General features: G+C 71.7%; 18 protein-coding genes. 12 read left to right on the top strand and 6 right to left on the bottom strand.

What is annotated here, in order from left to right:
• Positions 1–5 precede the first annotated feature (5 nt).
• Positions 6–1,562, top strand: a complete 1,557-nt coding sequence (purB, locus tag CBOVI_RS08545) for an adenylosuccinate lyase (RefSeq protein ID WP_010269189.1) — start codon at positions 6–8, stop codon at positions 1,560–1,562.
• Between the two features lie 23 nt (positions 1,563–1,585).
• Here purB and CBOVI_RS08540 read toward each other — a convergent pair whose 3' ends face one another.
• Genes CBOVI_RS08540 through CBOVI_RS08525 form a run of 4 tightly spaced genes read right to left on the bottom strand, consistent with a single transcriptional unit; the run spans position 1,586 to position 6,544 of the window.
• Positions 1,586–3,130, bottom strand: coding sequence for a dipeptide ABC transporter ATP-binding protein (locus CBOVI_RS08540; protein ID WP_010269192.1), 1,545 nt, complete (start codon positions 3,128–3,130; stop codon positions 1,586–1,588).
• On the bottom strand, positions 3,127–4,008 hold the full coding sequence (locus CBOVI_RS08535) for an ABC transporter permease (RefSeq protein ID WP_083826041.1): 882 nt from the start codon (positions 4,006–4,008) through the stop codon (positions 3,127–3,129). The genes CBOVI_RS08540 and CBOVI_RS08535 overlap by 4 nt, the downstream gene beginning before the upstream one ends.
• Positions 4,001–4,927 (bottom strand): ABC transporter permease, encoded by a 927-nt coding sequence (locus CBOVI_RS08530; protein ID WP_010269199.1) that lies wholly within the window; start codon positions 4,925–4,927, stop codon positions 4,001–4,003. The genes CBOVI_RS08535 and CBOVI_RS08530 overlap by 8 nt, the downstream gene beginning before the upstream one ends.
• A 3-nt stretch (positions 4,928–4,930) precedes the next feature.
• A complete protein-coding gene (locus CBOVI_RS08525; RefSeq protein ID WP_043361583.1) occupies positions 4,931–6,544 on the bottom strand; it encodes a peptide ABC transporter substrate-binding protein in 1,614 nt (537 codons plus the stop codon).
• A gap of 112 nt (positions 6,545–6,656) precedes the next feature.
• Between CBOVI_RS08525 and CBOVI_RS08520 the strand changes: the two genes are divergently transcribed.
• The 8 genes from CBOVI_RS08520 (at position 6,657) to purL (ending at position 20,317) form a co-directional block, all read left to right on the top strand.
• Positions 6,657–7,550 (top strand): phosphoribosylaminoimidazolesuccinocarboxamide synthase, encoded by an 894-nt coding sequence (locus CBOVI_RS08520; RefSeq protein ID WP_010269206.1) that lies wholly within the window; start codon positions 6,657–6,659, stop codon positions 7,548–7,550.
• A 287-nt stretch (positions 7,551–7,837) separates the two neighbouring features.
• The gene (locus tag CBOVI_RS08515) at positions 7,838–12,637 is read left to right on the top strand and encodes a DEAD/DEAH box helicase (RefSeq protein ID WP_010269209.1); all 4,800 of its coding nucleotides are present in this window, start codon (positions 7,838–7,840) and stop codon (positions 12,635–12,637) included.
• An 11-nt stretch (positions 12,638–12,648) separates the two neighbouring features.
• Positions 12,649–14,817 (top strand): S9 family peptidase, encoded by a 2,169-nt coding sequence (locus CBOVI_RS08510; RefSeq protein WP_029157881.1) that lies wholly within the window; start codon positions 12,649–12,651, stop codon positions 14,815–14,817.
• Positions 14,818–14,854: 37 nt separating this feature from the next.
• Entirely contained in the window at positions 14,855–16,156 is a 1,302-nt protein-coding gene (locus CBOVI_RS08505) for a C4-dicarboxylate transporter DctA (RefSeq protein WP_010269214.1), read from the top strand.
• A 76-nt stretch (positions 16,157–16,232) separates the two neighbouring features.
• Positions 16,233–16,931 carry a polysaccharide deacetylase family protein gene (locus tag CBOVI_RS08500; protein WP_125172539.1) on the top strand — a complete coding sequence of 233 codons (699 nt, stop codon included), beginning with the start codon at positions 16,233–16,235 and terminating at the stop codon, positions 16,929–16,931.
• 61 nt (positions 16,932–16,992) lie between these two features.
• Positions 16,993–17,238: a phosphoribosylformylglycinamidine synthase subunit PurS gene (gene purS / locus CBOVI_RS08495; protein WP_010268259.1), complete on the top strand. Its 246-nt coding sequence runs from the start codon at positions 16,993–16,995 to the stop codon at positions 17,236–17,238.
• Positions 17,235–17,918: a phosphoribosylformylglycinamidine synthase subunit PurQ gene (gene purQ, locus CBOVI_RS08490; protein ID WP_010268262.1), complete on the top strand. Its 684-nt coding sequence runs from the start codon at positions 17,235–17,237 to the stop codon at positions 17,916–17,918. Before purS ends, purQ begins: the two co-directional genes overlap by 4 nt.
• Positions 17,915–20,317: a phosphoribosylformylglycinamidine synthase subunit PurL gene (gene purL, locus CBOVI_RS08485; RefSeq protein ID WP_010268265.1), complete on the top strand. Its 2,403-nt coding sequence runs from the start codon at positions 17,915–17,917 to the stop codon at positions 20,315–20,317. The genes purQ and purL overlap by 4 nt, the downstream gene beginning before the upstream one ends.
• Positions 20,318–20,339: 22 nt before the next feature.
• On the opposite strand, the gene CBOVI_RS08480 is transcribed toward purL, so the two are convergent.
• Entirely contained in the window at positions 20,340–21,293 is a 954-nt protein-coding gene (locus CBOVI_RS08480) for an acyl-CoA thioesterase (protein ID WP_125174335.1), read from the bottom strand.
• A gap of 160 nt (positions 21,294–21,453) precedes the next feature.
• Between CBOVI_RS08480 and CBOVI_RS08475 the strand changes: the two genes are divergently transcribed.
• Genes CBOVI_RS08475 through purM form a run of 3 tightly spaced genes read left to right on the top strand, consistent with a single transcriptional unit; the run spans position 21,454 to position 24,472 of the window.
• Positions 21,454–21,822, top strand: a complete 369-nt coding sequence (locus CBOVI_RS08475; RefSeq protein ID WP_043361418.1) for a sterol carrier family protein — start codon at positions 21,454–21,456, stop codon at positions 21,820–21,822.
• Between the two features lie 32 nt (positions 21,823–21,854).
• Positions 21,855–23,387, top strand: a complete 1,533-nt coding sequence (gene purF, locus CBOVI_RS08470; RefSeq protein ID WP_050798230.1) for an amidophosphoribosyltransferase — start codon at positions 21,855–21,857, stop codon at positions 23,385–23,387.
• Positions 23,387–24,472 (top strand): phosphoribosylformylglycinamidine cyclo-ligase, encoded by a 1,086-nt coding sequence (gene purM, locus CBOVI_RS08465; protein ID WP_010268280.1) that lies wholly within the window; start codon positions 23,387–23,389, stop codon positions 24,470–24,472. Before purF ends, purM begins: the two co-directional genes overlap by 1 nt.
• A 3-nt stretch (positions 24,473–24,475) precedes the next feature.
• On the opposite strand, the gene CBOVI_RS08460 is transcribed toward purM, so the two are convergent.
• Positions 24,476–24,652: a DUF3073 domain-containing protein gene (locus CBOVI_RS08460; RefSeq protein ID WP_083826033.1), complete on the bottom strand. Its 177-nt coding sequence runs from the start codon at positions 24,650–24,652 to the stop codon at positions 24,476–24,478.
• Positions 24,653–24,688: the final 36 nt, after the last annotated feature.

Raw genomic sequence — 24,688 nt, 5'->3', positions numbered from 1 at the left:
CCACCGTGCCTGAGAACACCGAGAAGTCAGAGATGCCCGAGAACACTGCGAACGCCGCGAACACACCGAACGCCGAGACCACAGCGAACGCCGAGACCACTGCGAACGCCGAGACCACTGCGAACGCCGGCCGACCCCGGAAGCGGGCCATCGCCGACGTCCTCGCCACGCGCTACGCCTCGCCGGAACTCACCGCCGTGTGGAGTCCCGAGGACAAGATCATCATGGAGCGCCGCCTGTGGATCTCCGTGATGCGCGCGCAGCGGGACCTCGGCGTGGACATCCCCGCCGACGCCATCGCGGCGTACGAGGCGGTCGTCGACACCGTGGACCTCGACTCGATCGCCGCGCGCGAGCGGGTGACGCGCCACGACGTCAAGGCCCGGATCGAGGAGTTCAACGCCCTCGCCGGACACGAGCACATCCACAAGGGGATGACGAGCCGCGACCTCACGGAGAACGTCGAGCAGCTCCAGATCCACCGGTCGCTCGTCATCGCCCGGGACAAGTCGGTCGCCGTGCTCGCCCGGCTCGGTCGGCGGGCGGAGCAGTACCGTGACCTCGTCATGGCGGGCCGGTCGCACAACGTCGCCGCGCAGGCCACGACGCTCGGCAAGCGCTTCGCCTCCGCCGCGGACGAACTGATGGTGGCGCTGGAACGCGTCGGGAACCTGCTGGACCGCTACCCGCTGCGCGGCATCAAGGGGCCGATGGGCACCAGCCAGGACATGCTGGACCTCATGGGCGGGGACGAGTCGAAGCTCGCCGAGCTCGAGCAGCGCATCGCCGACAACCTCGGGTTCAGCCGGGTGTTCACGTCCGTCGGCCAGGTGTACCCCCGGTCGCTCGACTTCGACGCGCTGTCCGCGCTGGTGCAGCTCGGCGCGGCGATGTCCTCGCTGTCGATGACGGTCCGGCTCATGGCGGGCAACGAGACGGTGACGGAGGGCTTCAAGGAGGGGCAGGTCGGTTCGTCGGCGATGCCCCACAAGATGAACGCCCGGTCGTGCGAGCGCGTCGGCGGGATGCAGATCCTCCTCCGCGGGTACATGGCGATGGCCGCCGACCTCTCCGGCGCCCAGTGGAACGAGGGGGACGTGTTCTGCTCCGTCGTCCGCCGCGTCGCCCTGCCGGACGCGTTCTTCACCTACGACGGCATGTGCGAGACGTTCCTCACCGTCCTCGACGAGTTCGGGGCCTTCCCCGCGATGATCGACCGCGAACTGGAGCGCTACCTGCCCTTCCTCGCGACGACGCGCATCCTCATGGCCGCCGTCCGCGCGGGCGTCGGCCGCGAGACCGCCCACGAGGTCATCAAGGAGAACGCGGTCGCCGTCGCCCTCAACATGCGGGAGAACGGCGGGGACCAGGACCTCGTCCAGCGCCTCGCCGCCGACGACCGCCTGCCGCTCACCGAGGACGACCTCACCGCCGCCCTCGCCGACCGGGCCGCGTTCATCGGCGCCGCCGGGTCCCAGGTGGACACGGTCCTCGCGCGCATCGCGGACATCGTCGCGCAGCACCCGGACGCCGCCGCGTACACGCCCGGCGACATCCTCTAGCCCGGCGACATCCTCTATCGCCGCTACAGCAGCGTCGCGCCGGGGACGGAGTCGAGCAGCCGGCGGGTGTAGTCGTCCTGCGGGTCGGCGAAGAGCTCGTCGGTGAGGCCGCGCTCGACGATCTCGCCGCGGCGCATGACGAGCGTCTCGTCCGCGATCTGCTTGACGACGGCGAGGTCGTGGGTGATGAACAGGTAGGTCAGCCCCATCCTCGCCTGGAGGTCGGCGAGCAGGTCGAGGATCTGCGCCTGGACGAGGACGTCGAGGGCGCTCACGGCCTCGTCGAGGATGAGCACCTCCGGGTCGAGGGCGAGGGCCCGGGCGATGGCGACGCGTTGCCGCTGCCCCCCGGAGAGCTCGCCGGGGAAGCGGTGCATCATCTCCTGCGGCAGCGCCACCATGTCGAGCAGCTCCCGCACCCGGGCCTCCCGCTCCGCGCGCGACCCCACGCGGTGGATGCGCAACGGCTCGACGATCGTGCTGAACACGGAGTACATCGGGTCGATCGACCCGTACGGGTTCTGGAACACCGGCTGCACCCGCCGCCGGAACGCCAGCTCCTCCTTCCGCCGCAGCCGCGTGACGTCCGCACCGTCGACGAGCACCCGGCCCGACGTCGGCGGCAGCAGCCCCAGCACCATCTGCGCCACCGTCGACTTCCCGGACCCGGACTCCCCGACGAGCGCGAGCGTCTGCCCCCGCCGCAGCTGGAACGACACGTCCTTCGCGGCCGTGAACCCGCCGAAGGTCTTCGTGAGGTTCTCCACCTCGACGACCGGCGGGGTCTCCGGCCGGGCCGGGCTCGTCGCCCGCACCGACGGGGCGGCGGCGACGAGCCGCCGGGTGTACTCGTGCTGCGGGTTGCGCAGCACCTCCAACGCCGGCCCCGTCTCCACGACCCGGTCCCGGCTCATGACGACGATCCGCTCCGCCCGCTCGGCGGCGAGACCCAGATCGTGCGTGATGAGCAGCACGGCCGTGCCGAGCTGCGCGGTGAGGTCGGCCAGGTGGTCGAGGATCTGCCGCTGCACCGTGACATCCAGGGCGGACGTCGGCTCGTCGGCGATGAGCAGCTTCGGCCGGGCCGCGAGCCCCGCCGCGATGAGCGCGCGCTGCCGCATCCCGCCGGAGAACTGGTGGGGGTACTGCGACATGCGTCGCCGCGCGTCCGGCAGCCCCGCCTCCTCGAGCAGCTCCGGCACGCGCGACACGGGCAGCCCGTTCGCGCGGAGCGCCTCGCCCACCTGCCGGCCGATCGTCCACACCGGGTTGAAGTTCGACATCGGGTCCTGCGGCACGAGGCCGACGACGGACCCGCGCAGCGCCGTCCACCGCGCCGGCGACAGGTGCGTGACGTCCTGCCCGTCGAGGGTGATCGTCCCGCCCGTGACGTGGCCGCGGCCGGGGAGCAGCCCGAGCAGGGACATGGCCGTCGTCGACTTCCCGGAACCGGACTCGCCGACGACGGCGACGGTCTCGCCCGGGTGGACGTCGAAGGACACGTCGGAGACGGTGGGCCGGGACCCGAAGGCGATGTCGAGGTTCCGGACGGAGAGCAGGGGGGTCATCGGGTCCGTTCCTTCGGGTCGAGGGAGTCCTTGAGGGTGTCGCCGAGGAGGATGAACCCCAGCACGGTCACGGCGAGGGCACCGGCCGGGTAGAAGAGGATCTGCGGGGCGATGCGCAGCGTCGACTGCGCGGTCGAGATGTCGTTGCCCCAGGACACCGTCGTCGGCGGCAGGCCGATGCCGAGGTAGGACAGCGTCGCCTCGGCGACGATGTAGATGCCCAGGCTCGTCGTCGCCATGACGATGATCGGGGCGAGGCAGTTCGGCAGGATGTGCCGGGTGAGGATCCGGGTCCGCGACAGGCCGAGCGCGCGGGAGGCGAGGACGTAGTCGTTCGTCTTCGCCGACAGCACCGCCCCGCGCACGATGCGGGCCATCTGCGGCCACCCGAACGCGGAGAGGACGAGCACGACCGTCCACGTCGTCCGCACCGTGAACATCTGCATGAGCACGATGCCCGCGAGCAGCAGCGGGATGGCGAAGAAGATGTCCGTCACCCGGCTCAGCACCGCGTCCACCCACCCGCCGAGGTAGCCGGCGACCGCGCCGACGAGCACACCGAGGACGGTGATCGCCACGGTCGTCAGCACCCCCGTCACCACCGACGCGCGGGCGCCGTAGACCGTGCGGGCGTAGACGTCGTACCCCTGCTGCGTGAAACCGAAGGGGTGGCCGGAGCGGGCCGGCTCCAGCGAGTCGTGGAGGTCGGCGGCGCGCGGGTCGGTGTGGGCGAACAGTCCCGGGGCGACGGCCACCGCGAGGACGGCGACGATGATCACCACGGCCACCCAGAACATCGGGCGGCGGCGGAGGTCCACCCAGGCACCGCCCCAGAAGCCGCGCGGGGTCGTCGTCCGCGGGGTCGTTGTCTCAGGCATAGCGGATCCTAGGGTCGAGAAGGGCGTACAGCAGGTCGATGAGGAGGTTGGACACGACGAACACGATGACGAGCACGGTGACGACGCTGACCACCGTCGGGGACTCACCGAGCGTCACCGCCTGGAAGACGAGGCCGCCGACGCCGTGGATGTTGAAGATGCCCTCCGTCACGATCGCCCCGCCCATGAGCGACGCGAGGTCCGCGCCGATGAACGTCACGACCGGGATGAGGGAGTTGCGCAGCACGTGGTCGCGGATGACCCGGCCGCGGGACAGGCCCCGGGCCGTCGCCGTGCGGACGAAGTCCGCCTGCAGGTTCCCCGCCACCTCCGAGCGGGTGAGCCGCAGCACGTAGGCGAAGGACACGAGCCCCAGCACCACCGCCGGGAGGAGCAGCCGGCCGAACGACCCGTGCGAGCCGACGGTCGGCGGGACGAGGCCCCACCGGATGCCGAAGAGGAACTGGCTGACGAAGCCGATGACGAAGATCGGCACGGCGATGATGACGAGGGACACGACGAGCAGCGTCGAGTCGAACCACGACCCCTTCCGCAGCCCGGCGACGACACCGAAGCCCACCCCGAGCACCGTCTCGATGACGAGCGCCATGACCGCCAGCCGCAGGGTCACGGGGAAGGCCTCGGCGAGGACCTCCGCGACCGGCCGGTCGGAGAACGTCATCCCGAGGTCACCCTGGAAGATACCCTTGATGTACAGCAGGTACTGGACGATGAACGGCCGGTCGAGGTGGTAGCGTTCGCGGATCGCGTCGAGCACCGCGGGGCTCGTCGCCTTCTCCCCGGCGAGGGCGAGCGCCGGGTCGCCCGGGGTGAGGAACACCATCGCGTAGATGAGGAACGTCGCCCCGAAGAACACGGGGATGAGCTGCAGGAGTCTCCTGCCGATGTACCAGAGCATGGGTCAGTCCGTCTCCTTCGTGATCTCCGTGAAGACCGGGGTGCCGTCCCACCCGGTCTCGAAACCGCGGAGCGCGGGGTTCCACGCGGTCGACGCCGCGTAGTACCACAGCGGGATCGCGGGCAGGTCGCGCAGGAGGATCTCCTGGGCGCGGATGTAGGTGCGCCGGGCGTCCTCCGGGTCGGTCGTGCCGCGGGCGGCGGCGAGCAGCCGGTCGAACTCCGGGTTGGTGTACCCGCCGTCGTTGGACGCGGCGCCGGTGGCGAAGTTCGGTTCGAGGAAGTTCGCGATCGACGGGTAGTCGGCGTTCCAGCCGGAGCGGAACGCCGCGTCGACCGTGCCGGCGACGATGTCGTTGCGCATGCCCTTGAAGTTCGGGTACGCCTTGCCGTGCGCCTCGATGCCGAGGGTCTGGCGGACGGAGTTCGTCACCGCCTCGACCCACTCCTTGTGGCCGCCGTCGGCGTTGTACGCCACCTCGAAGGTGCCGCTCCACGGGGAGATCGCGTCGGCCTGCGCCCACAGCTGCCGGGCCCGGTCCGGGTTGTGGTCGAGGACGTCCGCGCCGCGCAGGTCGGGGACCCCGCCGCTGAGCGTCGGCGCGCCGAAGTCGCGCGCCGGGGTCCGGGAGCTGAAGAAGACCTTGTCCGTGACGAGTCTCCGGTCGACGGCGAGGGAGATCGCCTGCCGGCGCAGCCGTCCCTCCTCGCCGGGGCCGAAGTGGGACAGGGACGACGGCACGGTGATGTACTGGACCGCCGCGAAGGGGCGGCTGCTGTGGCTGTCGGGGAAGTCCGCCTGGTACGACGCCAGGTCCCGGGGTCCCACCGTCTCGCGGACGGAGTCGAGGTCCCCGGACTGGAGGTCGGAGTAGGCGGTGTCGACGCTGGTGTAGACGCGGAAGTCGAGGCCGGGGTTCCGGGCCGGGTCGTCGCCGGCGTAGGTGGGGTTGCGCAGGACCCGGATGCCGACGTTGTGCTGCCACGAGTCGAACATGTACGGCCCGTTGCCGACGGGGTGCTGCCCGAAGGCGTCCATGTCCTCGAAGGCGACGGACGGCAGCGGGGAGTACGTCGTCGCGCCGAGGCGTTCGGGCCACGTGCTCTCCGGGGCGGACAGCTCGACGGTGAACTCCAGGTCGTCGACCTTCCTCAGGCCGGACATCGTGTCGGACGTCGCGCCCTCGGAGGCGACGTCGTCGTACCCCTTGATGCTCTCGAAGAACGTCGACTGGGCCTGGCCGTTGCGCACGGCCGCGCCGTAGTTCCACGCGTTGATGAAGCTGTCCGCGGTGACCGGTTCGCCGTTGGAGAACGTCCAGCCGGGGCGGAGGCGGATGTCGAAGCGGGTCGCGTCGTCGTTCGGGGTGATCGACTCGGCGACGGCGAGGCGGGTGGTGCCGTCGGGGGCGTACCGGATGAGCCCGCGGAAGAGCGTGCCGAGGATGACGCCCCCGCCGTTCTCGTTCGTGTTGGTGGGGATCAGCGGGTTCTGGGGCTCGCTCGTGAACACGGAGATGAGCGCCGGGTCGGGGCGGTCGGGGGCACTGCACGCGCCGAGCAGCAGCGACAGTCCCGCGACGACGGCGAGCAGGGTTCGGACGGGTCTCAACGGCATCCTCCTGAGTGTCAGGTGAATCACTCTAGTGGGCCACCAGTGGCACAGTGCATGAACGGTCGGCGGGACCTCGCGTGGAGTCGGGCGCGGGGGAGGGCTAGACTGTCTCACCATGCGTCCAGAACTGTGCTCATACGACCACGTTTCCGCAGGTAAAGTACGCGAAATCTACGACTCCGGCGACGGTTCCCTCCTCATGGTCGCCTCGGACCGGATCTCCGCCTACGACTTCGTCCTGGACACCCCCATCCCGGACAAGGGGCGGGTCCTCACCGCGATGAGTGCGTTCTGGTTCGACCTGCTGGACGTCCCGAACCACCTCGCCGGGCCCGCCGACGACGAACGGATCCCCCAGCAGGTCCTCGGCCGCGCGCTCATCTGCCGGAACCTCGACATGGTCCCGTTCGAGTGCGTCGCCCGCGGCTACCTCACCGGCTCCGGGCTCAAGGAGTACCGGCGCGACGGCTCCGTCTGCGGCGTCGACCTGCCCGACGGCCTCACCGAGGCCTCCCGCCTGCCCGAGCCGATCTTCACCCCCGCGACGAAGGCCGAGATCGGCGACCACGACGAGAACGTGTCCTTCGACGTCGTCGAGGAACGCCTCGGCTCCCGCCGCGCCGCCGAACTCCGCGACGCGACCCTGCACATCTACTCCACCGCCGCCGCCCACGCCGAGGAGAAGGGCGTCATCCTCGCCGACACGAAGTTCGAGTTCGGGATCGACGCCGACGGCCAGCTCGTCCTCGCCGACGAGGTCCTCACCCCCGACTCCTCCCGCTACTGGCCCGCCGACGCCTACGAGGAGGGGCGCACCCAGCCCAGCTTCGACAAGCAGTACGTGCGCAACTGGCTCACCGGCCCGAAGTCCGGGTGGAACCGCAAGGACGGCACGCCCCCGCCCGCGCTGCCCGGCTCCGTCGTCGAGGCGACCCGCGAACGCTACATCGAGGCCTACGAGCGGATCTCCGGCCTGCGGTTCTCCGACTGGATCGGCAGCTGCGTGTAGGGCTCAGGGGAGCCGGGCTTCTCACCGACCTTCTCACGGCCCGGTCGCGGTGAGCGGGCAAAAAATGTCTTTGACCTGCACAGTTACGGAACGGGGCCGGAACTTTCTCACCGACCTGCCCAACTTTCTCACCTACCTGCTCAACGGTCCCGTCTCCGCGACACGCGGTCGCCGACTGGTACGGGGAGCGGTTTTCAGGGGGTCGACGCAGCGACCCCGCCGCGCAGCGTCCTGACCAGCTGTGACAGAGGCCGGGAGGGCTTCGGGAGTGCGGCATACTGGCCCGCATGTCCACCGTCGACGACGTCTACGCGGCCCTGCGCGACTCCCCGGACCGGGGCATCGCCTTCGAGAAGCTCATGGTCCGGTACTTCGGGCTCCACCCCACGCTCCGCCAGGAGTACGACCAGGTGTGCCGGTGGACGGACTGGGAGTACAACGGGGGCCGCCCGGACACGGGCGTGGACCTCGTCGCGCACCGCCGGGAGGACGACTCCTGGACGGCGGTGCAGTGCAAGTTCTACGAGTCGACGACCACCCTGTCGAAGGGCGACCTGGACTCGTTCTTCACCGCGTCGGGCCAGGGCTTCGACACCCCGGACGGCCACCGGTACTTCACCAACCGCATCATCATCTCGACGACCGACCGCTGGGGGCGCAACGCGGAGGCGGCGATCGAGGACCAGGCCGTGCCGGTGCAGCGCTTCGGCCTGGCGGAGATCGCCGAGGCGCCCATCGACTGGGACATCGCCTACCCGGGCAGCGGCGCCCCGGTCGTCGTCGACATGCGGGAGCGGCAGCGGTTCGCGCTGCGCCCGCACCAGCGGGAGGCCGTCGACAAGGTCCTCGCCGGGTTCCGCACCCACGACCGCGGCCAGCTCATCATGGCCTGTGGCACGGGCAAGACGTTCACGGCCCTGCGGCTGGCGGAGGAGTGGGCGGAGAACAACGGCGGCCGGGCCCGCGTGCTGTTCTGCGTGCCGTCGCTGAGCCTCCTCGCGCAGTCGATGCGGGAGTGGACGACCCACGCGGAGCTGGACCTGCGGTGCTTCGCGGTGTGCTCGGACACGAAGGTCACCCGGGCGGCGGAGGACATCGCCACGTACGACCTGGAGATCCCGGTGACCACGGACGGCGCGACGCTCGCCGAGCGGCTGCGGACGCGGCGCCGGGCGGCGGGCCTCAGCGTCGTCTTCGCGACGTACCAGTCCCTCCAGGCGGTCCACGGGGCCCAGGAGCTCGGGGCGGACGACTTCGACCTCGTCCTGTGCGACGAGGCCCACCGGACGACGGGCGTCACCCTCGCCGGGGAGGACCCCGGCCAGTTCGTGCGGGTGCACGACCCGGAGTACATCCGCGCCCGCCACCGCCTGTACATGACCGCCACCCCGCGCCTCTACGACGACGAGGTCAAGGGCGCGGCCGCGGAGCACTCCGCGGAGCTCGCGTCGATGGACGACGAGGCGGTCTTCGGCCCGGAGTTCCACCGGCTGGGCTTCGGCACGGCCGTGGAGTCCGGCCTGCTCACGGACTACCGGGTGCTCGTCCTCACGGTCGACCAGGAGCTCGCGGCGGCGGCGACGCAGGACCTCGTGGAGGACGACGGCACGGAGATCAGGCTCGACGACGTCGCGCGCCTCATCGGCTGCTGGAACGGCCTCGCCGGCGGTTTCGACGCCGCGGCCCGCCCGATGCAGCGCGCGGTGGCGTTCGCCGTGGACATCCGCGCGTCGCGCCGGGTCGCGGAGACCTTCCCCCGCATCACGGCGGGGAAGGAGCCGGAGGTCGACGCCCGCCACGTCGACGGGACGATGAACGCCCTCGAACGCGGCCGGCTGCTGCAGTGGTTGAAGGCCCCGGTGCCGGACGGGGAGTGCCGGGTGCTGACGAACGCCCGCTGTCTCTCGGAGGGGGTGGACGTCCCGGCGCTCGACGCGGTGATGTTCCTCAACCCGCGGAGCAGCACGGTCGACGTCGTGCAGTCCGTCGGCCGGGTCATGCGGCGGTCGCCGGACAAGGACTACGGCTACATCATCCTGCCGGTCGGCGTCCCCGCCGGGACGTCGCCGGCGGAGGCCCTGAAGGACAACCGCCGGTTCCGTGTCGTGTGGCAGGTGCTCAACGCCCTGCGGGCGCACGACGAACGCTTCAACGCGGTGGTGAACTCCGTGGCCCTCGAGGGGCGGGAGGCGCTGCAGGACACGCTGCGGGTCGACCACCTCGGCGAGGTCGCCGGCGGCGACGACACGGACGCGGACGCGGCCCGGCAGCTGGCCCTGTTCTCCGTGGAGCAGTGGCGGGAGGCGGTGTACACGCGCGTCGTCGAGAAGGTCGGGGACCGCGCGTACTGGGAGGACTGGTCGGCGGACGTCGCGGACATCGCGTCGGCCCAGGTCACCCGCATCCGGGAGATCCTCGCCACGGCCGGTCCGGGGCTGCGGGCCCGGTTCGACGACTTCCTCGCGGGCCTGCGCGCGAACCTCAACGACGCGGTGACGGAGGACGAGGCGGTGAGCATGCTCTCGCAGCACCTCATCACCGCGCCGGTGTTCGACGCGCTCTTCGGGGACTCGGACTTCGCCCGCCGCAACCCGGTCTCGCGCGTCATGGACGGGATGGTGCGGGCGCTCGACGACCGCCGCCTGGAGTCCGAGACGGAGGGGCTCGCCCGGTTCTACGAGTCGGTCCGCGCCCGGGCCTCCGCGGTGACCTCCGCGTCCGGCAAACAGCAGGTGGTGAAGGACCTCTACGAGCGGTTCTTCCGGACCGGCTTCCCGCGGCAGGCGGACAAGCTGGGCATCGTCTACACCCCGGTGGAGGTGGTGGACTTCATCCTCCGCGCGGCCGACCACGTGCTCCGGGAGCACTTCGGCCGGGGGCTGACGGACCGGAACGTCCACGTCCAGGACCCGTTCACGGGCACGGGCACGTTCATCGTCCGGCTGCTGCAGTCCGGGCTCATCCGGCCGGAGGACCTGGAGCGGACGTACCGGGAGGAGCTGTGGGCCACGGAGATCATGCTGCTGGCCTACTACGTCGCCGCGGTGAACATCGAGGTGACGTACAACGGGTTGCAGGCGGAGCGGGCGCGGCGCGCCGGGCTGCCGGAGCCGGGGTACGCGGAGTTCCCGGGGATCGTGCTCGGGGACACCTTCCAGATGTCCGAGGAGGGGGACGCGCTGGACCTCGACGTGTTCGTGACGAACTCCGAGCGCGGGCAGCGGCAGCTCGCGGCGCCGATCGAGGTCGTCGTCGGCAACCCGCCGTATTCGTCGGGGCAGCAGTACGTGAACGACTTCAACGCGAACATCCCGTACCCGACGCTCGACGGGCGCATCCGGGACACGTACGTCAGGCGGTCGGCGGCGGGGAACAAGAACAATCTCTACGACTCCTACGTCCGGGCGGTCCGGTGGGCGACGGACCGGATCGGGGACCGCGGCGTCGTCGCCTTCGTGTGCAACGGCAACTGGATCGACGGCGTCTCCTTCGACGGGATGCGCCGGTCCCTCGCCGCGGACTTCTCCCGGGTGTACGTGTACAACCTGCGGGGGAACACGCGGGGGGCCGGGGAAGTCCGGAAGAAGGAGAGGGAGAACGTCTTCGGGCAGGGCTCGCAGGTCACCGTCGCCGTCCTCGTGGCGGTCAAGGACCCGGCGCACACCGGGGAGTGCGAGATCCTCTACCACGACATCGGGGACTACCTCAGCCGCGAGGAGAAGCTCGCGCGCGTCGCCGCGGCGGACGTGGGGACGCTGGAGTGGACCCGGATCGAGCCGGACGCGTACGGGGACTGGATCTCCCAGCGCGACGACCGCTTCCTCGGCTGGCCGGTGCTCGGGGAGAACCGGGCGGAACGGGCGACCGAATGGGTCTTCGCGCAGTCCTCCCGCGGCCTCATGACCGGGAAGGTCGGGCTGTTCACCGCGTTCTCGGCGGCGGGGCTGCGTGAACGGGTGGCCGTGGCGCTGGAGAGCTACCGCGCGGCGCAGGCGGCGTTCGCGGCGTGGTGCCGGGAGGCCGGGGTCACGACGCCGACGGTCGAGCAGGCCGCCGCCTTCCTCGCCGCCCACCCCGGGCTGACGGGGGACGACGGCGTGAGCTGGCACGCGACCCTCACGCGCCGCCTCGCCCGGGGGGTGGACCTCCGGGCGGAGCGCGACGGCGAGCGCACCGGCCTGTACCGGCCGTTCGCCCCGCGCCACGTCTACCTCAGCCGCGACCTGAATCTGGGACCCTACAAGATCCCGGCGCTCTTCCCGACGCCCCGGCACCCCAACACCGGCTTCTACATCGTGCCGCCCGGCAGTCCCAAGTCCTTCAGCGCGCTGGCGACGGCGCGGATCCCCGACCTGGCCCTCTGGGGGTCGTACGGCGGCCAGTTCTTCCCCCGCTGGACGTGGGAGCCGGTCGACGGGACGCTCGACCTCGCCGTCGGCGGCGACGGCGACGGGATCGTGGAGGGGTACCGCCGCGTCGACAACATCACCGACGGCATCCTCCGCCGGTACCGGGACGCCCTCGGCGGGGACGTGACGAAGGACGACATCTTCCACCTCGTCTACGCGCAGCTCCACGACCCCGCCTACCGGGAGGCGTACCGCGACGACCTGCGCAAGGTGTTCCCGCACATCCCGACGCCCGAGACGCGGGAGCGCTTCGACCGGCTCGTCGCCGCCGGCCGGCGGCTCCTCGAGCTGCACGTCGGGTACGAGGACGTCGATCCCCACCCCCTCGACGTGCAGCTGCGGGACGGCGCCGACCCCGCCGACCCCGCGACGTGGCGGGTGACGTCCATGCGGTGGCGGTCCCGGACGGACCACACGGCGATCGTCGTCAACCCCTCCGTGACCGTCGCCGGCATCCCCCCGGAGGCCGAGGAATACGTCCTCGGGTCGCGGACCGCGCTGAGCTGGGTCATCGAGCAGTGGAAGGTCACGACCGACAAGGCCACCGGGCGGACGAACGACCCCAACGACTGGGCCGCCGAGCAGGGCGACCCCCGGTACATCGTCGACCTCATCGGGAAGGTCACCCGCGTCGCGGTGGAGACGGTGCGCATCGTCGGCGACCTGGCGACCGGCTAGCATCGGCGGTCATGGATTCCTCAGCCTCACCGTCCCCCGCACCGGCCACCCCACCGGTCCCGCGGAAGATCCCGTACACCCGGTCGATGCACGGCATCGACGTGCAGGACGAGTACGAGTGGCTCCGGGACAAGGACAACCCGGAGGTCATCGCCCACCTCGAGGCGGAGAACGCGTACACCGACGCCCGGACCGCCCACCTGAAACCCCTGGAGGACGCCCTCTTCGAGGAGATCCGGTCGCGCGTCCGGGAGACGGACATGTCCGTGCCCGTGCGCTCCGGCGCGTGGTGGTACTTCTCCCGCACGGAGGAGGGGAAGTCCTACGCCCGGATGTGCCGGATCCCGGTGACCGGCGGGGAGGGGCTCGCGTCGTGGACGCCCCCGGAGATCGAGCCGGGGGTCGCCGCCGCGGGGGAGGAGGTGTTCCTCGACGTCAACGAGCTCGCCGAGGGGCACGAGTTCCACTCCCTCGGCGCGGCGAGCGTCACCGTCGACGGCACCCGCCTCGCCTACTCCGAGGACACCGAGGGCGACGAGCGCTTCACCGTGCGGATCAAGGACCTCGGGACCGGTGAGCTGCTCGACGACGTCATCACCGACACGTTCTACGGCGTGACGTGGGTCGGCCGCGACCACCTGTTCTACCAGCGGGTCGACGACGCCTGGCGGCCGCACGAGATCTGGCGGCACCGCGTCGGCACCCCGGTGGAGGACGACGTCCTCGTCTTCCGCGAGGACGACGAGCGGTTCTGGGTCGGCGTCGGCACCACCCGGTCCGAGCGGTACCTCCTCGTGAGCACGGCGTCGAAGACGAGCAGTGAGACGTGGTACCTCGACCTCGAGGCCGACGGCCCCACGGGTGAGCTCACGTGCATCCGGCCGCGGGAGGCAGGGGTGGAGTACGACGTCGACCACGTCGTCGTCGACGGCGCCGACTGGTGGCTCGTCCTCCACGACGACGAGCGCGACCTGCCCAACGGCCGGCTCGCCCGCTGCCCCGTCGGGCCCGTCGCGGACCTCCGCGCGCTCGAGGTCATGGTCCCGCACCGCGACGACGCGCGCGTCGAGGGCGTGGACTGCTTCAGCGACCACATCGTCCTCGCCGTGCGGGAGAACGCCGTCGAGACGCTGTCCGTCATGGACCTCACCGACGGGTGGGGGGAGTTCCGCACCCTCGACTTCGGCGAGGAGCTGTACTCGGCCGGCAGCGCGGGCAACGCCGAGTGGGACAGCCCCGTCCTCCGGGTCGCGTACACCAGCTGGGTGACGCCCTCGCAGGTGTGGGACATCGTCCTCGCGACGGGGGAGCGGATCCTGCGCCGGGAGCAGGAGGTGCTCGGGGACTTCGACGCCTCCCGGTACACCGCCTCCCGGATGTGGGTGGAGGGTCACGACGGCGCCCGCATCCCGGCCTCCGTCATCCACCGCACGGACGTCGACCCGGCCGGGCCGAACCCGGTGCTCCTCTACGGCTACGGCTCGTACGAGGCGTCGATGGACCCGTACTTCTCCGTCGTCCGGCTGTCGATGCTGGACCGGGGGGTGGTGTACGTCGTCGCCCACGTGCGGGGCGGCGGGGAGATGGGCCGGCGCTGGTACGACCACGGCAAGGGGCTGGAGAAGGTCAACACGTTCCGCGACTTCATCTCCGTGGCGGACCACCTGCTCGACACGGGGATGACGACCCGCGACCGGCTCGTTGCCGAGGGCGGCAGCGCCGGCGGGCTGCTCGTCGGCGCCGTGGCGAACATGGCCGGCGACCGGTTCGCGGGCATCGAGGCGGTGGTGCCCTTCGTCGACCCCCTGACGTCGATGCTCAAGCCGGAGCTCCCCCTCACGGTGACGGAGTGGGACGAGTGGGGCGACCCGTACCACGACCCGGAGGTCTACCGGTACATGGCGGACTACTCCCCGTACGAGAACGTCGACGGGCGGTACCACCCGCCGATCCTGGCGATCGGCGGGCTCAACGACACCCGGGTGCTCTTCGTCGAGCCGACGAAGTGGGTCGCCCGGCTGCGGGAGCGCGGGGCCGAGGGCTCCGGGGAGGTGCTGCTGCGGACGGACATGTCCTCCGGCCACGGCGGGGTGTCCGGGCGGTACGGGAAGTGGCGTCAGGCGGCGTTCGAGACCGCGTGGGAGCTCGACCGGATGGGGGCGACGACACTCCTGCAGTGACTTGGTGATCCGCGCCACACGGAGTATTTTCCCCGGTATGAGCGCACAGGGTAAGAAGGACCACACACACTGGCTCTACATCGGCGTCATCGTCGCCGTGATCCTCGGTGTGGCCTTCGGCCTCCTCTTCCCCGACCAGGGGCAGAGCCTCAAGATCCTCGGCACGATGTTCGTCGGCCTCGTGAAGATGATGATCGCGCCGATCATCTTCTGCACCATCGTCCTCGGCATCGGCCACGTCCGGGAGGCCGCGACGGTCGGGCGCGCCGGGGGCATCGCGCTCGTCTACTTCATCGTCATGTCGACGTTCGCGCTCGCCGTCGGACTCGTCGTCGGCAACATCATCAAGCCCGGCACCGGCCTCGACATCAGCGGCGACGGCAGCCGGGCCCGTGCCCTCGTCGACTCCGGGGCGGCCGAGAGCCAGGGCCTCGCCGGGTTCATCAGCAGCATCATCCCGGAGACGATGATCTCCTCCCTGACCTCGGGGAAGATCCTCCAGACCCTCTTCATCGCCCTGCTCGTCGGCTTCGCGCTGCAGTCCATGCCGGAGAAGACCGCCGCGCCGGTGCTCCACGGCATCGAGCTCGCCCAGGGCGTCGTGTTCAAGGTCCTGTCGATGGTGCTGTGGGTCGCGCCCGTCGGCACGTTCGGCGCGATGGCCGCCGTCGTCGGCCGCAACGGGCTCAGCGCCGTCGGGTCGCTGCTCACCCTCATGCTCGGGTTCTACGTCACGTGCGTGATCTTCATCGTCGTCGTCCTCGGCGGCGTGCTGTGGGCGTGCACCCGGATCAACATCCTCAAGCTGCTGCGCTACCTCGGGCGGGAGTACCTGCTCATCGTCGGCACGTCGTCGTCGGAGTCCGCCCTGCCGACGCTCATGCAGAAGATGCAGTTCGTCGGCGTCCAGCGGTCGACCGTCGGCATCGTCGTGCCGACCGGGTACTCCTTCAACCTCGACGGCACCGCGATCTACCTCACGATGGCGTCGATCTTCATCGCCGACGGCATGGGCATCGACATGGGCATCGGGGAGCAGATCGGCCTGCTCGTGTTCATGATCGTCGCCTCGAAGGGCGCGGCGGGCGTGTCCGGCGCGGGCATCGCGACCCTCGCGGCGGGGCTCCAGGCGCACCGGCCGGAGATGCTCGGCGGCGTGGACGTCATCACCGGCATCGACCGGTTCATGTCCGAGGCCCGGTCGCTGACGAACTTCACCGGCAACGCCGTCGCCACCCTGCTCGTCGCCCGCTGGACCGGGACCCTCGACCGGGACCGCGCCCGGCAGGTCCTCGACCGGGAGGTCACGTTCACCCCGGAGGCCGTCGGCGCCGCCTGAGCCCTCACCTGACGTTCACCGCCCCGTGCCGCCCCGGACACGGGGCGTTCACGTCCGTGGACGAGACTGTCGCGACATGACCGGCACACACGCCCCCTCCGTCCTCCTCACCGTCTCCGGGACCCGCCGGGACACCGTGCCCGCCGTCGAGACCCTCCGGGACATGGCCCGCGCGCACGGGGTGCGGGCCGGGTTCGTCATCGTCCCGCGGGGCTCCGGGTGGCGGCTCGGGGACGACGACGCCACGCTCGAACTGCTCCACGACTCCGCCGCGCGCGGGCACGAACTGCTGCTCGGCGGCCTCGGGGAGCCGGTCGACGACTTCCGCCGGATCGGCCACCACGAGGCCCGGCTGCGGCTCACCGCCGCCGGGCGGCAGCTCGGCGCGCTGGGCCTCCGGCCGGAGGTCGTCGCGCCCGTGCGCTGGCAGGTCTCCGCCCCGGCGCTCAGCGCCGCCCGGGACCTCGGCTACCGCACCGCCGCCGACGCCTACGAAGTCCACGGCCTGCGCGACGGCACCCGGTGGGGCGTGCGCGTCCTCGCCCTCGGCGAGGGCTTCGGGGCCGCGCCGTGGTGGCGGCGGACCGTCGTCACGAGCGCCCGGCGGCTCATCGACCGGCGGCACGACCTCCGGCTGTCCGTCGCCGCCTCCCACGCGGGCAGCGGGAGGGTCGTCGAGGCCCTCGACCGGGTGCTCGGCGACGCGGCGGCGGCCGGCTACCGCTCGCCCGGCTACGGGGGGTTCCGGGGCTGCGCCGGCGCCGTGGCCGCGTGACCGGCGGCTGTTACGATGAGGGCGATCATCCGTCGAGCCAGGAGAGCCAGGAGCAGTCACAGTGGCCCGTGTCGTAGTCAATGTCATGCCGAAACAGGAGATCCTCGACCCGCAGGGGCAGGCCGTCGTCCGGGCACTGGGGCGCATCGGCGTCACCGGTGTCTCCGACGTCCGCCAGGGTAAGCGGTTCGAACTCGAGGTCGCCGACGACGTGTCGGCCGAGGACCTCGAGCGCGTCGCCGCGACGCTCCTCGCGAACACCGTCATCGAGGACTACGAGATCGTCACCGACGGGGCGGCCCGATGAGTCGGGTCGGGGTCATCACGTTCCCGGGCACGCTCGACGACGTCGACGCCGTGCGGGCGGTCCGCCTCGCCGGCGCGGAGCCCGTCGCCCTGTGGCACGCGGACGCGGACCTGCGGGACGTCGACGCGGTCGTCGTCCCCGGGGGGTTCTCCTACGGTGACTACCTCCGGGCCGGGGCCATCGCGGCGCTCGCCCCGGCGATGCGCTCCGTCGTCGACGCCGCCGGGAAGGGCATGCCCGTCCTCGGCATCTGCAACGGCTTCCAGATCCTCCAGGAGGCGGGGCTCCTCCCCGGCGCGGTGACGCGCAACGAGGGCCTGCACTTCGTCTGCCGGGACATCCACCTCGAGGTCACGAACACCTCGACGCCGTGGACGTCCGGGTTCGCGCCGGGGGCGCGGATCCTCGTCCCGACGAAGCACGGTGAGGGCCGGTTCCAGGCCTCGCCGGAGACGCTCGACCGCCTCGAGGGGGAGGGGCAGGTCGTCTTCCGCTACGAGGTCAACCACAACGGGTCGCGCAACGCGATCGCCGGCGTGTGCTCCGCGGAGGGCAACGTCGTCGGCCTCATGCCCCACCCCGAGCACGCCGTGGAGGAGCTCACCGGCCCCTCGACCGACGGCCTGACCCTCTTCCGTTCCGTCCTGACCGCGACCATCGCCGGGGAGGCCCACCCGTGACAGACTCAACCCCCTTCAACGACACCGTCGAGGCCGCCCGCACCGGCGGCGACGTCGAGCAGCCGTACGCGGAGCTCGGGCTCAGGGACGACGAGTACCGGCGCATCCGGGAGATCCTCGGCCGCCGGCCCACCGACGCCGAGCTCGCCATGTACTCGGTCATGTGGTCCGAGCACTGCTCGTACAAGTCCTCGAAGGTCCACCTGCGCTACTTCGGTGAGACGACGACCGACGAGATGAAGCGCAACCTCCTCGCCGGCATCGGCGAGAACGCCGGCGTCATCGACGTCGGGGACGGCAACGCCGTGACCTTCAAGGTGGAGTCCCACAACCACCCGTCGTACGTCGAGCCCTACCAGGGTGCGGCGACCGGTGTCGGCGGCATCGTCCGCGACATCATGGCCATGGGCGCGCGCCCCGTCGCCGTCATGGACCAGCTCCGGTTCGGCCCGGCGGACGCCCCGGACACGCAGCGGGTCCTCCCCGGCGTCGTCGCGGGCGTCGGCGGGTACGGCAACTCCCTCGGCCTGCCGAACATCGGCGGCGAGACCGTCTTCGACGCGAGCTACGCCGGCAACCCGCTGGTCAACGCCCTGTGCGTGGGGACGCTGCGGAGCGAGGACCTCAAGCTCGCCTTCGCCTCCGGCGAGGGCAACCGCGTCATCCTCTTCGGGTCCCGCACGGGGCTCGACGGCATCGGCGGCGTGTCCGTCCTCGCCTCCGACACGTTCGAGGACGGGGCGGAGCGCAAGCTGCCGGCCGTGCAGGTCGGCGACCCGTTCGCCGAGAAGGTGCTCATCGAGTGCTGCCTCGAGCTCTACGCCGCCGACGTCGTCGTCGGCATCCAGGACCTCGGCGGCGCCGGGCTGTCCTGCGCGACGGCCGAGCTCGCCGCCGCGGGCGACGGCGGCATGCACGTCGTCCTCGACAACGTCCACCTCCGCGCCGAGGGCATGACCGCCGCCGAGATCCTCTCCTCCGAGTCGCAGGAGCGGATGATGGCCGTCGTCACGCCGGACAACGTCGACGCCTTCATGGAGATCTGCGCCCGCTGGGACGTCACCGCCTCCGACATCGGCGAGGTCACCGGCGGCACGAACCTCGTCATCGAGCACCGGGGCGAGATCGTCGTCGACGCACCCCCCGGGTCGATGGCCGACGACGGCCCCGTCTACGACCGGCCGTGGGAGGTCCCCGCGGACCAGGCCGCGCTCAACGCCGAGCCCGCGCTCGACCGGCCCGCCACCGCGGACGACCTGCGGCGGACCGTGCTCGACCTCGCCGCCTCCCCGGCGCTGTGCTCGCGCGCGGCGATCACCGAGCAGTACGACCGTTACGTGCGCGGCAACACCGTCCTCGCGAAGGACGCCGACGCCGGCGTGCTCCGCGTCGACGAGGAGACCGGCCGCGGCATCGCCGTCGCCACCGACGCCTCCGGCCGCTACACGCGGCTCGACCCGGAGACCGGCGCGCGGCTCGCCCTCGCCGAGGCCTACCGCAACGTCGCCGTGACCGGGGCGACGCCCGTCGCGGTGTCCAACTGCCTCAACTTCGGCTCCCCCGAGGACCCGGGTGTCATGTGGCAGTTCCGCAACGCCGTCCACGGCCTCGCCGACGGCTGCGCCGAGCTCGGCATCCCCGTCACCGGCGGCAACGTCAGCTTCTACAACCAGACCGGGGACGAGCCGATCCTGCCCACGCCGGTCATCGCGGTGCTCGGGACGATCGACGACGTCGCCACGCGCATCCCCCAGCAGGTGCCCGCGGGGGAGTTCGACCTCGTCCTCGCCGGTGCGCTGACCCGCGACGAGCTCGGCGGCAGCATCTGGCAGCAGGTCGCCCACGACACGCTCGCCGGGATGCCCCCGGGGGTCGACCTCGACGACGAGAAGCGGCTCGCCGCGGCCTTGTCCGCGCTGCGCGGCACCGTCGCCGCGGCCCACGACCTCTCCGAGGGCGGCCTGTCGCAGGGGCTCGTCGAACTCGCCGTCCAGTCCGGGCAGGGGCTCACCGTGAACCCCATGCTCGCGCTCGACCGCTCCGTCACCGGCACCGAGGGCGAGCAGGCCTTCACCGGCCTGTTCTCCGAGACCGCGACGCGCGTGCTCCTCGCCGTCACCCCCGGCCGGCGCGACGCCGTGCTCGACACCCTGCGGGAGCACCACATCGACGGGGTGTGGGTCGGCCGCACCGGCACCGTCGACGCCACCGGGGAGCCCGAGCTGCGGATCAGCACGAACGCCGTGCCGGACCCGGACCGGGGCTTCGACGACCGTGCGTCCCGCGACGGCGACGGCGTCGAGTTCGCCCTGCCCCTGGCGGAGCTGCGCTCCGCGTGGGAGGGCACGCTCCCGCGGCTGTTCAGCCACGCGGTCGGCGCCAACTCCGTCGTGGAGTGACGCCCCGTCGGCGGGGGCGCGGCTAGAGCAGCCCGCCCCCGGCGGGCTTGACCAGCGGCTGCGGCTCGTAGTGGGAGCGCAGCTCCCGCAGCGTCACCGCGTGGGCCTCGAGCCGACGGTCCTCGTTGGTCTGCGGCACGAACTGGCGGGCCGTCAGCGGGTGGCCGTCGATGTCCACGGCGACGTACGTCGTCGACGCGTGGATCGCGACCGGGAGGTTGCCCACCCCGTCGCGCGGCGAGCCCGCCCGCAGGTGCACCGTCACGGACATCGACCGGGCGTCGGTGCGGATGAGCCGCGCCTCGACCTCCACGAGGTCCCCGATGTGCACCGGGCGGTAGAAGCGGATGCCCCCGGCGTACACGGCGACCGTGCGCTCCCCGGACCACTGCATCGTGCACGCGGTGGCGGCCTCGTCGATCCACTCCATCGCCGTGCCGCCGTGGACGTTCCCGCCCCAGTTCACGTCCGTCGGCTTCGCCATGAAGCGGTGGACCATGCGCGGGGCCGTCGAGTCGTCCGTGTAGGACTGCTTGAGCATCTCCTCCTCGATGGCCTTGCGCAGCTGGATGCGGGACAGGGCCGCGTCCCGCACCCGCACCTCCTCCTCGGTCCGCGGCTCGTACGTCGGCACGGCGAGGGACTTCCGGTTCTCGTCCATCGCCACGAAGATGACGAGGCAGTCGCACGCCCGGGTGAACACACCCTGGCGGGGGTCGGCCGACAGCACCTCGTTGACGATGTGCATCGACGACCGCCCCGTGTACGCGATCCGCGAGCGGACCTCGACGACGTGCCCCGACGGGATCGGGCGGGTGAAGTGGATGTGGCCGACGTACGCGGTGACGCAGTACGCCCCCGACCAGCCGACGGCGCACGCGTACGCGCCCTTGTCGATCCACTCCAGCACGCGTCCGCCGTGGACGCCCATCGCCCCCTGCATGAGGACGTCGGTGGGGGAGGCCATGAACCTCATCACGGTCTCTGGGTTCCGGGTGTTCTCCTCTGCCACGGGTGACCTTTCTGTTCAGTTCTCGTCAGTGTTCCGCTCGGTGGGACGCGCGGTCGGAGGCCGTGCCGTGTCCGTTCCCGACAACAGCACCATGCTAGTCACGTCACGCCGTAGACTTCCCGTCATGGTGCGGACAGTGGACGGTGCGGAGGTGCGGTCGGCGGTGCTCGCCGTCGCGGAGTGGGTGCGTGGGGAGGGGGAGCGCCCGTCGCGGGAGGCGGTCGCCGCCGCCTGCAGGACGACGACGGCCGCCCTGGCGCAGGACGCCCCCGGGCACAGCGTCGAGGTCCGCGTGCCGCCGTTCGCCGCGGTGCAGTGCGTCGCCGGGACCGTCCACCGCCGGGGGACCCCGCCGAACGTCATCCAGTGCGACCCGCTGACGTGGCTGCGCCTCGCGACGGGGCTCGTCGACCTCGACGGGTCCGGCGCGGAGGTCTCCGGCGCGCACGCCGCCGACGTGGCCCGTTGGCTGCCCGTCGTCGACCTGCGTTAGCACTCCTTTGGGCGGCCACCGGCGTGCAGGGTATGGTGGCGGTCGTGGCACACGCTGAATGTCCCGACACGGCAGTGACAGGTCCCTACGATGACCGGGGGGAGACCGATCCCCGCGAGGAGTGCGGCGTCTTCGGCGTCTGGGCCCCCGGGGAGGACGTCGCGAAGCTGACGTACTACGGGCTCTACGCTCTCCAGCACCGCGGCCAGGAGGCCGCGGGCATCGCCGTCGGCGACGGGGACCAGACGGTCGTCTTCAAGGACCTCGGGCTCGTCAGCCAGATCTTCGACGAGAAGTCGCTCAACGCCCTCAAGGGCCACGTCGCCCTCGGGCACACGCGGTACTCCACCGCCGGGGGCGCGTGCTGGGAGAACGCCCAGCCGATGTTCCGCATGGCACCGGACGGGACGGACATCGCCCTCGGCCACAACGGCAACCTCGTCAACTACCTCGAGCTCATGCACGAGGCCGCGGAGAAGGGTCTCGTCGACCCCCACTCCCAGCCCTCGGACTCGGACGTCATGTGCGCCCTGCTCGCGCACGACACGCGCGAGCCCCGCACCGTCGAGGACGCGGCGATGGACCTCTTCCCCCGCGTCAACGGCGCGTTCTGCGTGACGTTCACCGACGGGTCGACGCTCTACGCGGTGCGGGACCCGCACGGCGTGCGGCCCCTGTGCCTCGGCCGCCTCGGCGCCGGCTGGGTCGTCGCCAGTGAGACGTGCGCGCTCGACATCGTCGGGGCGGAGTTCGTCCGGGAGATCGAGCCCGGGGAGCTCGTCGCGATCGACGCCGACGGCGTCCGGTCCCGCCGCTTCGCCGGCACCCGGCACAAGGGCTGCGTCTTCGAGTACGTGTACCTCGCCCGGCCGGACTCCGTCATCCGGGGCCGGTCCGTCAACGCCACCCGCGTGGAGATCGGCCGGCTCCTCGCCGCCGAGGCCCCCGCCGACGGCGACCTCGTCATCCCCGTCCCGGAGTCCGGGACGCCCGCCGCCGTGGGCTTCGCCCAGGCCTCCCGCATCCCCTTCGCCCAGGGGCTCATGAAGAACGCGTACGTCGGCCGGACGTTCATCCAGCCGTCGCAGACGATCCGCCAGCTCGGCATCCGCCTCAAGCTCAACCCGTTGCGCGAGGTCATCGAGGGGCGCCGCCTCATCGTCGTCGACGACTCGATCGTCCGCGGCAACACCCAGCGCGCGCTCATCCGGATGCTCCGCGACGCCGGCGCCGCCGAGGTGCACGTGCGGATCGCCTCCCCGCCGGTGAAGTGGCCGTGCTTCTACGGCATCGACTTCGCCTCGCCCGACGAACTCATCGCGAACACCGTGGCGCAGGACGACGCCGTCGCCCGCGTGTGCGAGGACATCGGCGCGGACTCGCTCGCCTACGTGTCCGTCGACGCGATGGTCCGGGCGTCCCGCCAGCCCCGCAGCGACCTGTGCTGCGCCTGCTTCGACGGGGTGTACCCGCTGGGGATGCCCGCCGGGAACCCGAACGCGGAGCGGGTGCGGGAGATGCAGGACGCCGCAGAGACAACCGACCGAACCTACGAAGGTGTGTAATGGACAGCGCAACCGACCAGAATGACAGCCCGACCGGCGCCAGCTACGCGGCGGCCGGCGTCGACATCGAGGCCGGCGACCGGGCCGTCGAGCTCCTCGCCCCGCTCGCGGGGAAGGCCACGCGCCCCGAGGTCCGCGGCGGCCTCGGCGGGTTCGCCGGGCTCTTCGCGCTCGGCGAGTACGACCGACCGCTCCTCGCCGCCGCCTCCGACGGGGTCGGCACGAAGCTCGCCGTCGCCCAGGCCGTGGGCCGGCACGACACGATCGGCCGGGACCTCGTCGCCATGGTCGTCGACGACCTCGTCGTGTGCGGGGCCGAGCCGCTGTTCCTCCAGGACTACATCGCCGTCGGCAAGGTCGTGCCGGAGCACATCGCGGAGATCGTCTCCGGGATCTCGGCCGGGTGCGTCGACGCGGGCTGCGCCCTGCTCGGCGGGGAGACCGCGGAGCACCCCGGGGTCATGGAGCCGGGGGAGTACGACGTCTCGGCGACGGCCGTGGGCGTCGTCGAGGAGGCGAAGGTCCTCGGCCCGGACCGGGTGCGCAGCGGTGACGTCGTCCTCGCGATGGCGAGCTCCGGCCTGCACTCGAACGGCTACTCGCTGGCCCGGCACGTGCTGCTGGAGACGGCGGGGCTGCCCCTCGACGGGCACATGAACGACTTCGGCCGCACCCTCGGCGAGGAGCTGCTCGAGCCGACGCGCATCTACGCGCTCGACTGCCTCGCGCTGGCGAACGAGTGCGCCGTCCACACGTACGCGCACGTCACGGGCGGCGGGCTCGCCGCGAACCTCGCGCGCGTCATCCCGGAGGGGCTCACGGCCGAGCTCAACCGGGGGACGTGGACGCCGGGACCGGTCTTCCGCACCATCGCCACCCTCGGCCGGGTGAGCCGGGAGGAGATGGAGAAGACCTTCAACATGGGTGTGGGGATGGTGGCCGTCGTCGCGGAGGACGACGCCGAACGTGCCGAGGCGATGCTCACCGCCCGGCACGTGGACTGCTGGCGTCTCGGCGAGGTGCGCCTCGCGGAGAACGACGACGAGCCCCGGGCCGTGCTCACGGGGGAGCACCCCAGGGCGTGAGGGTCAGCGGCCCCCGTCGTCGGGGCCCCAGTCCTCCCATTCGGCGTAGTCGTCCGCCGAGGCGGACTCCCGCTCGGAGGAGAGCTCGCGCTGGAGCCTCTCGAGGTCCATCTCGGGAGTGTTGTACTTCAACTGACGAGCAACCTTGGCTTGCTTTGCCTTGGCACGGCCGCGACCCATGGCCTGACCCCCTTGGTTCGTCGGGGCAGCCGGGGA

This window comes from Corynebacterium bovis DSM 20582 = CIP 54.80 (assembly GCF_030408615.1).
Taxonomy (GTDB): Bacteria; Actinomycetota; Actinomycetes; order Mycobacteriales; family Mycobacteriaceae; genus Corynebacterium; species Corynebacterium bovis.
This window is presented reverse-complemented; position numbering and strand designations above follow the sequence as displayed.

What these genes read in the sequence shown, in the direction of transcription:
- purF (WP_050798230.1), top strand. Translation starts at nt 21,855, where the DNA reads ATGGTGGCGGTCGTGGCACACGCTGAATGTCCCGACACGGCAGTGACA.
- purM (WP_010268280.1), top strand. Translation starts at nt 23,387, where the DNA reads ATGGACAGCGCAACCGACCAGAATGACAGCCCGACCGGCGCCAGCTAC.
- CBOVI_RS08525 (WP_043361583.1), bottom strand. Translation starts at nt 6,544, where the DNA reads ATGCCGTTGAGACCCGTCCGAACCCTGCTCGCCGTCGTCGCGGGACTG.
- CBOVI_RS08520 (WP_010269206.1), top strand. Translation starts at nt 6,657, where the DNA reads ATGCGTCCAGAACTGTGCTCATACGACCACGTTTCCGCAGGTAAAGTA.
- CBOVI_RS08530 (WP_010269199.1), bottom strand. Translation starts at nt 4,927, where the DNA reads ATGCTCTGGTACATCGGCAGGAGACTCCTGCAGCTCATCCCCGTGTTC.
- CBOVI_RS08540 (WP_010269192.1), bottom strand. Translation starts at nt 3,130, where the DNA reads ATGACCCCCCTGCTCTCCGTCCGGAACCTCGACATCGCCTTCGGGTCC.
- CBOVI_RS08475 (WP_043361418.1), top strand. Translation starts at nt 21,454, where the DNA reads ATGGTGCGGACAGTGGACGGTGCGGAGGTGCGGTCGGCGGTGCTCGCC.
- CBOVI_RS08515 (WP_010269209.1), top strand. Translation starts at nt 7,838, where the DNA reads ATGTCCACCGTCGACGACGTCTACGCGGCCCTGCGCGACTCCCCGGAC.
- CBOVI_RS08510 (WP_029157881.1), top strand. Translation starts at nt 12,649, where the DNA reads ATGGATTCCTCAGCCTCACCGTCCCCCGCACCGGCCACCCCACCGGTC.
- CBOVI_RS08505 (WP_010269214.1), top strand. Translation starts at nt 14,855, where the DNA reads ATGAGCGCACAGGGTAAGAAGGACCACACACACTGGCTCTACATCGGC.
- purQ (WP_010268262.1), top strand. Translation starts at nt 17,235, where the DNA reads ATGAGTCGGGTCGGGGTCATCACGTTCCCGGGCACGCTCGACGACGTC.
- CBOVI_RS08480 (WP_125174335.1), bottom strand. Translation starts at nt 21,293, where the DNA reads ATGAGGTTCATGGCCTCCCCCACCGACGTCCTCATGCAGGGGGCGATG.
- CBOVI_RS08535 (WP_083826041.1), bottom strand. Translation starts at nt 4,008, where the DNA reads ATGCCTGAGACAACGACCCCGCGGACGACGACCCCGCGCGGCTTCTGG.
- CBOVI_RS08460 (WP_083826033.1), bottom strand. Translation starts at nt 24,652, where the DNA reads ATGGGTCGCGGCCGTGCCAAGGCAAAGCAAGCCAAGGTTGCTCGTCAG.
- CBOVI_RS08500 (WP_125172539.1), top strand. Translation starts at nt 16,233, where the DNA reads ATGACCGGCACACACGCCCCCTCCGTCCTCCTCACCGTCTCCGGGACC.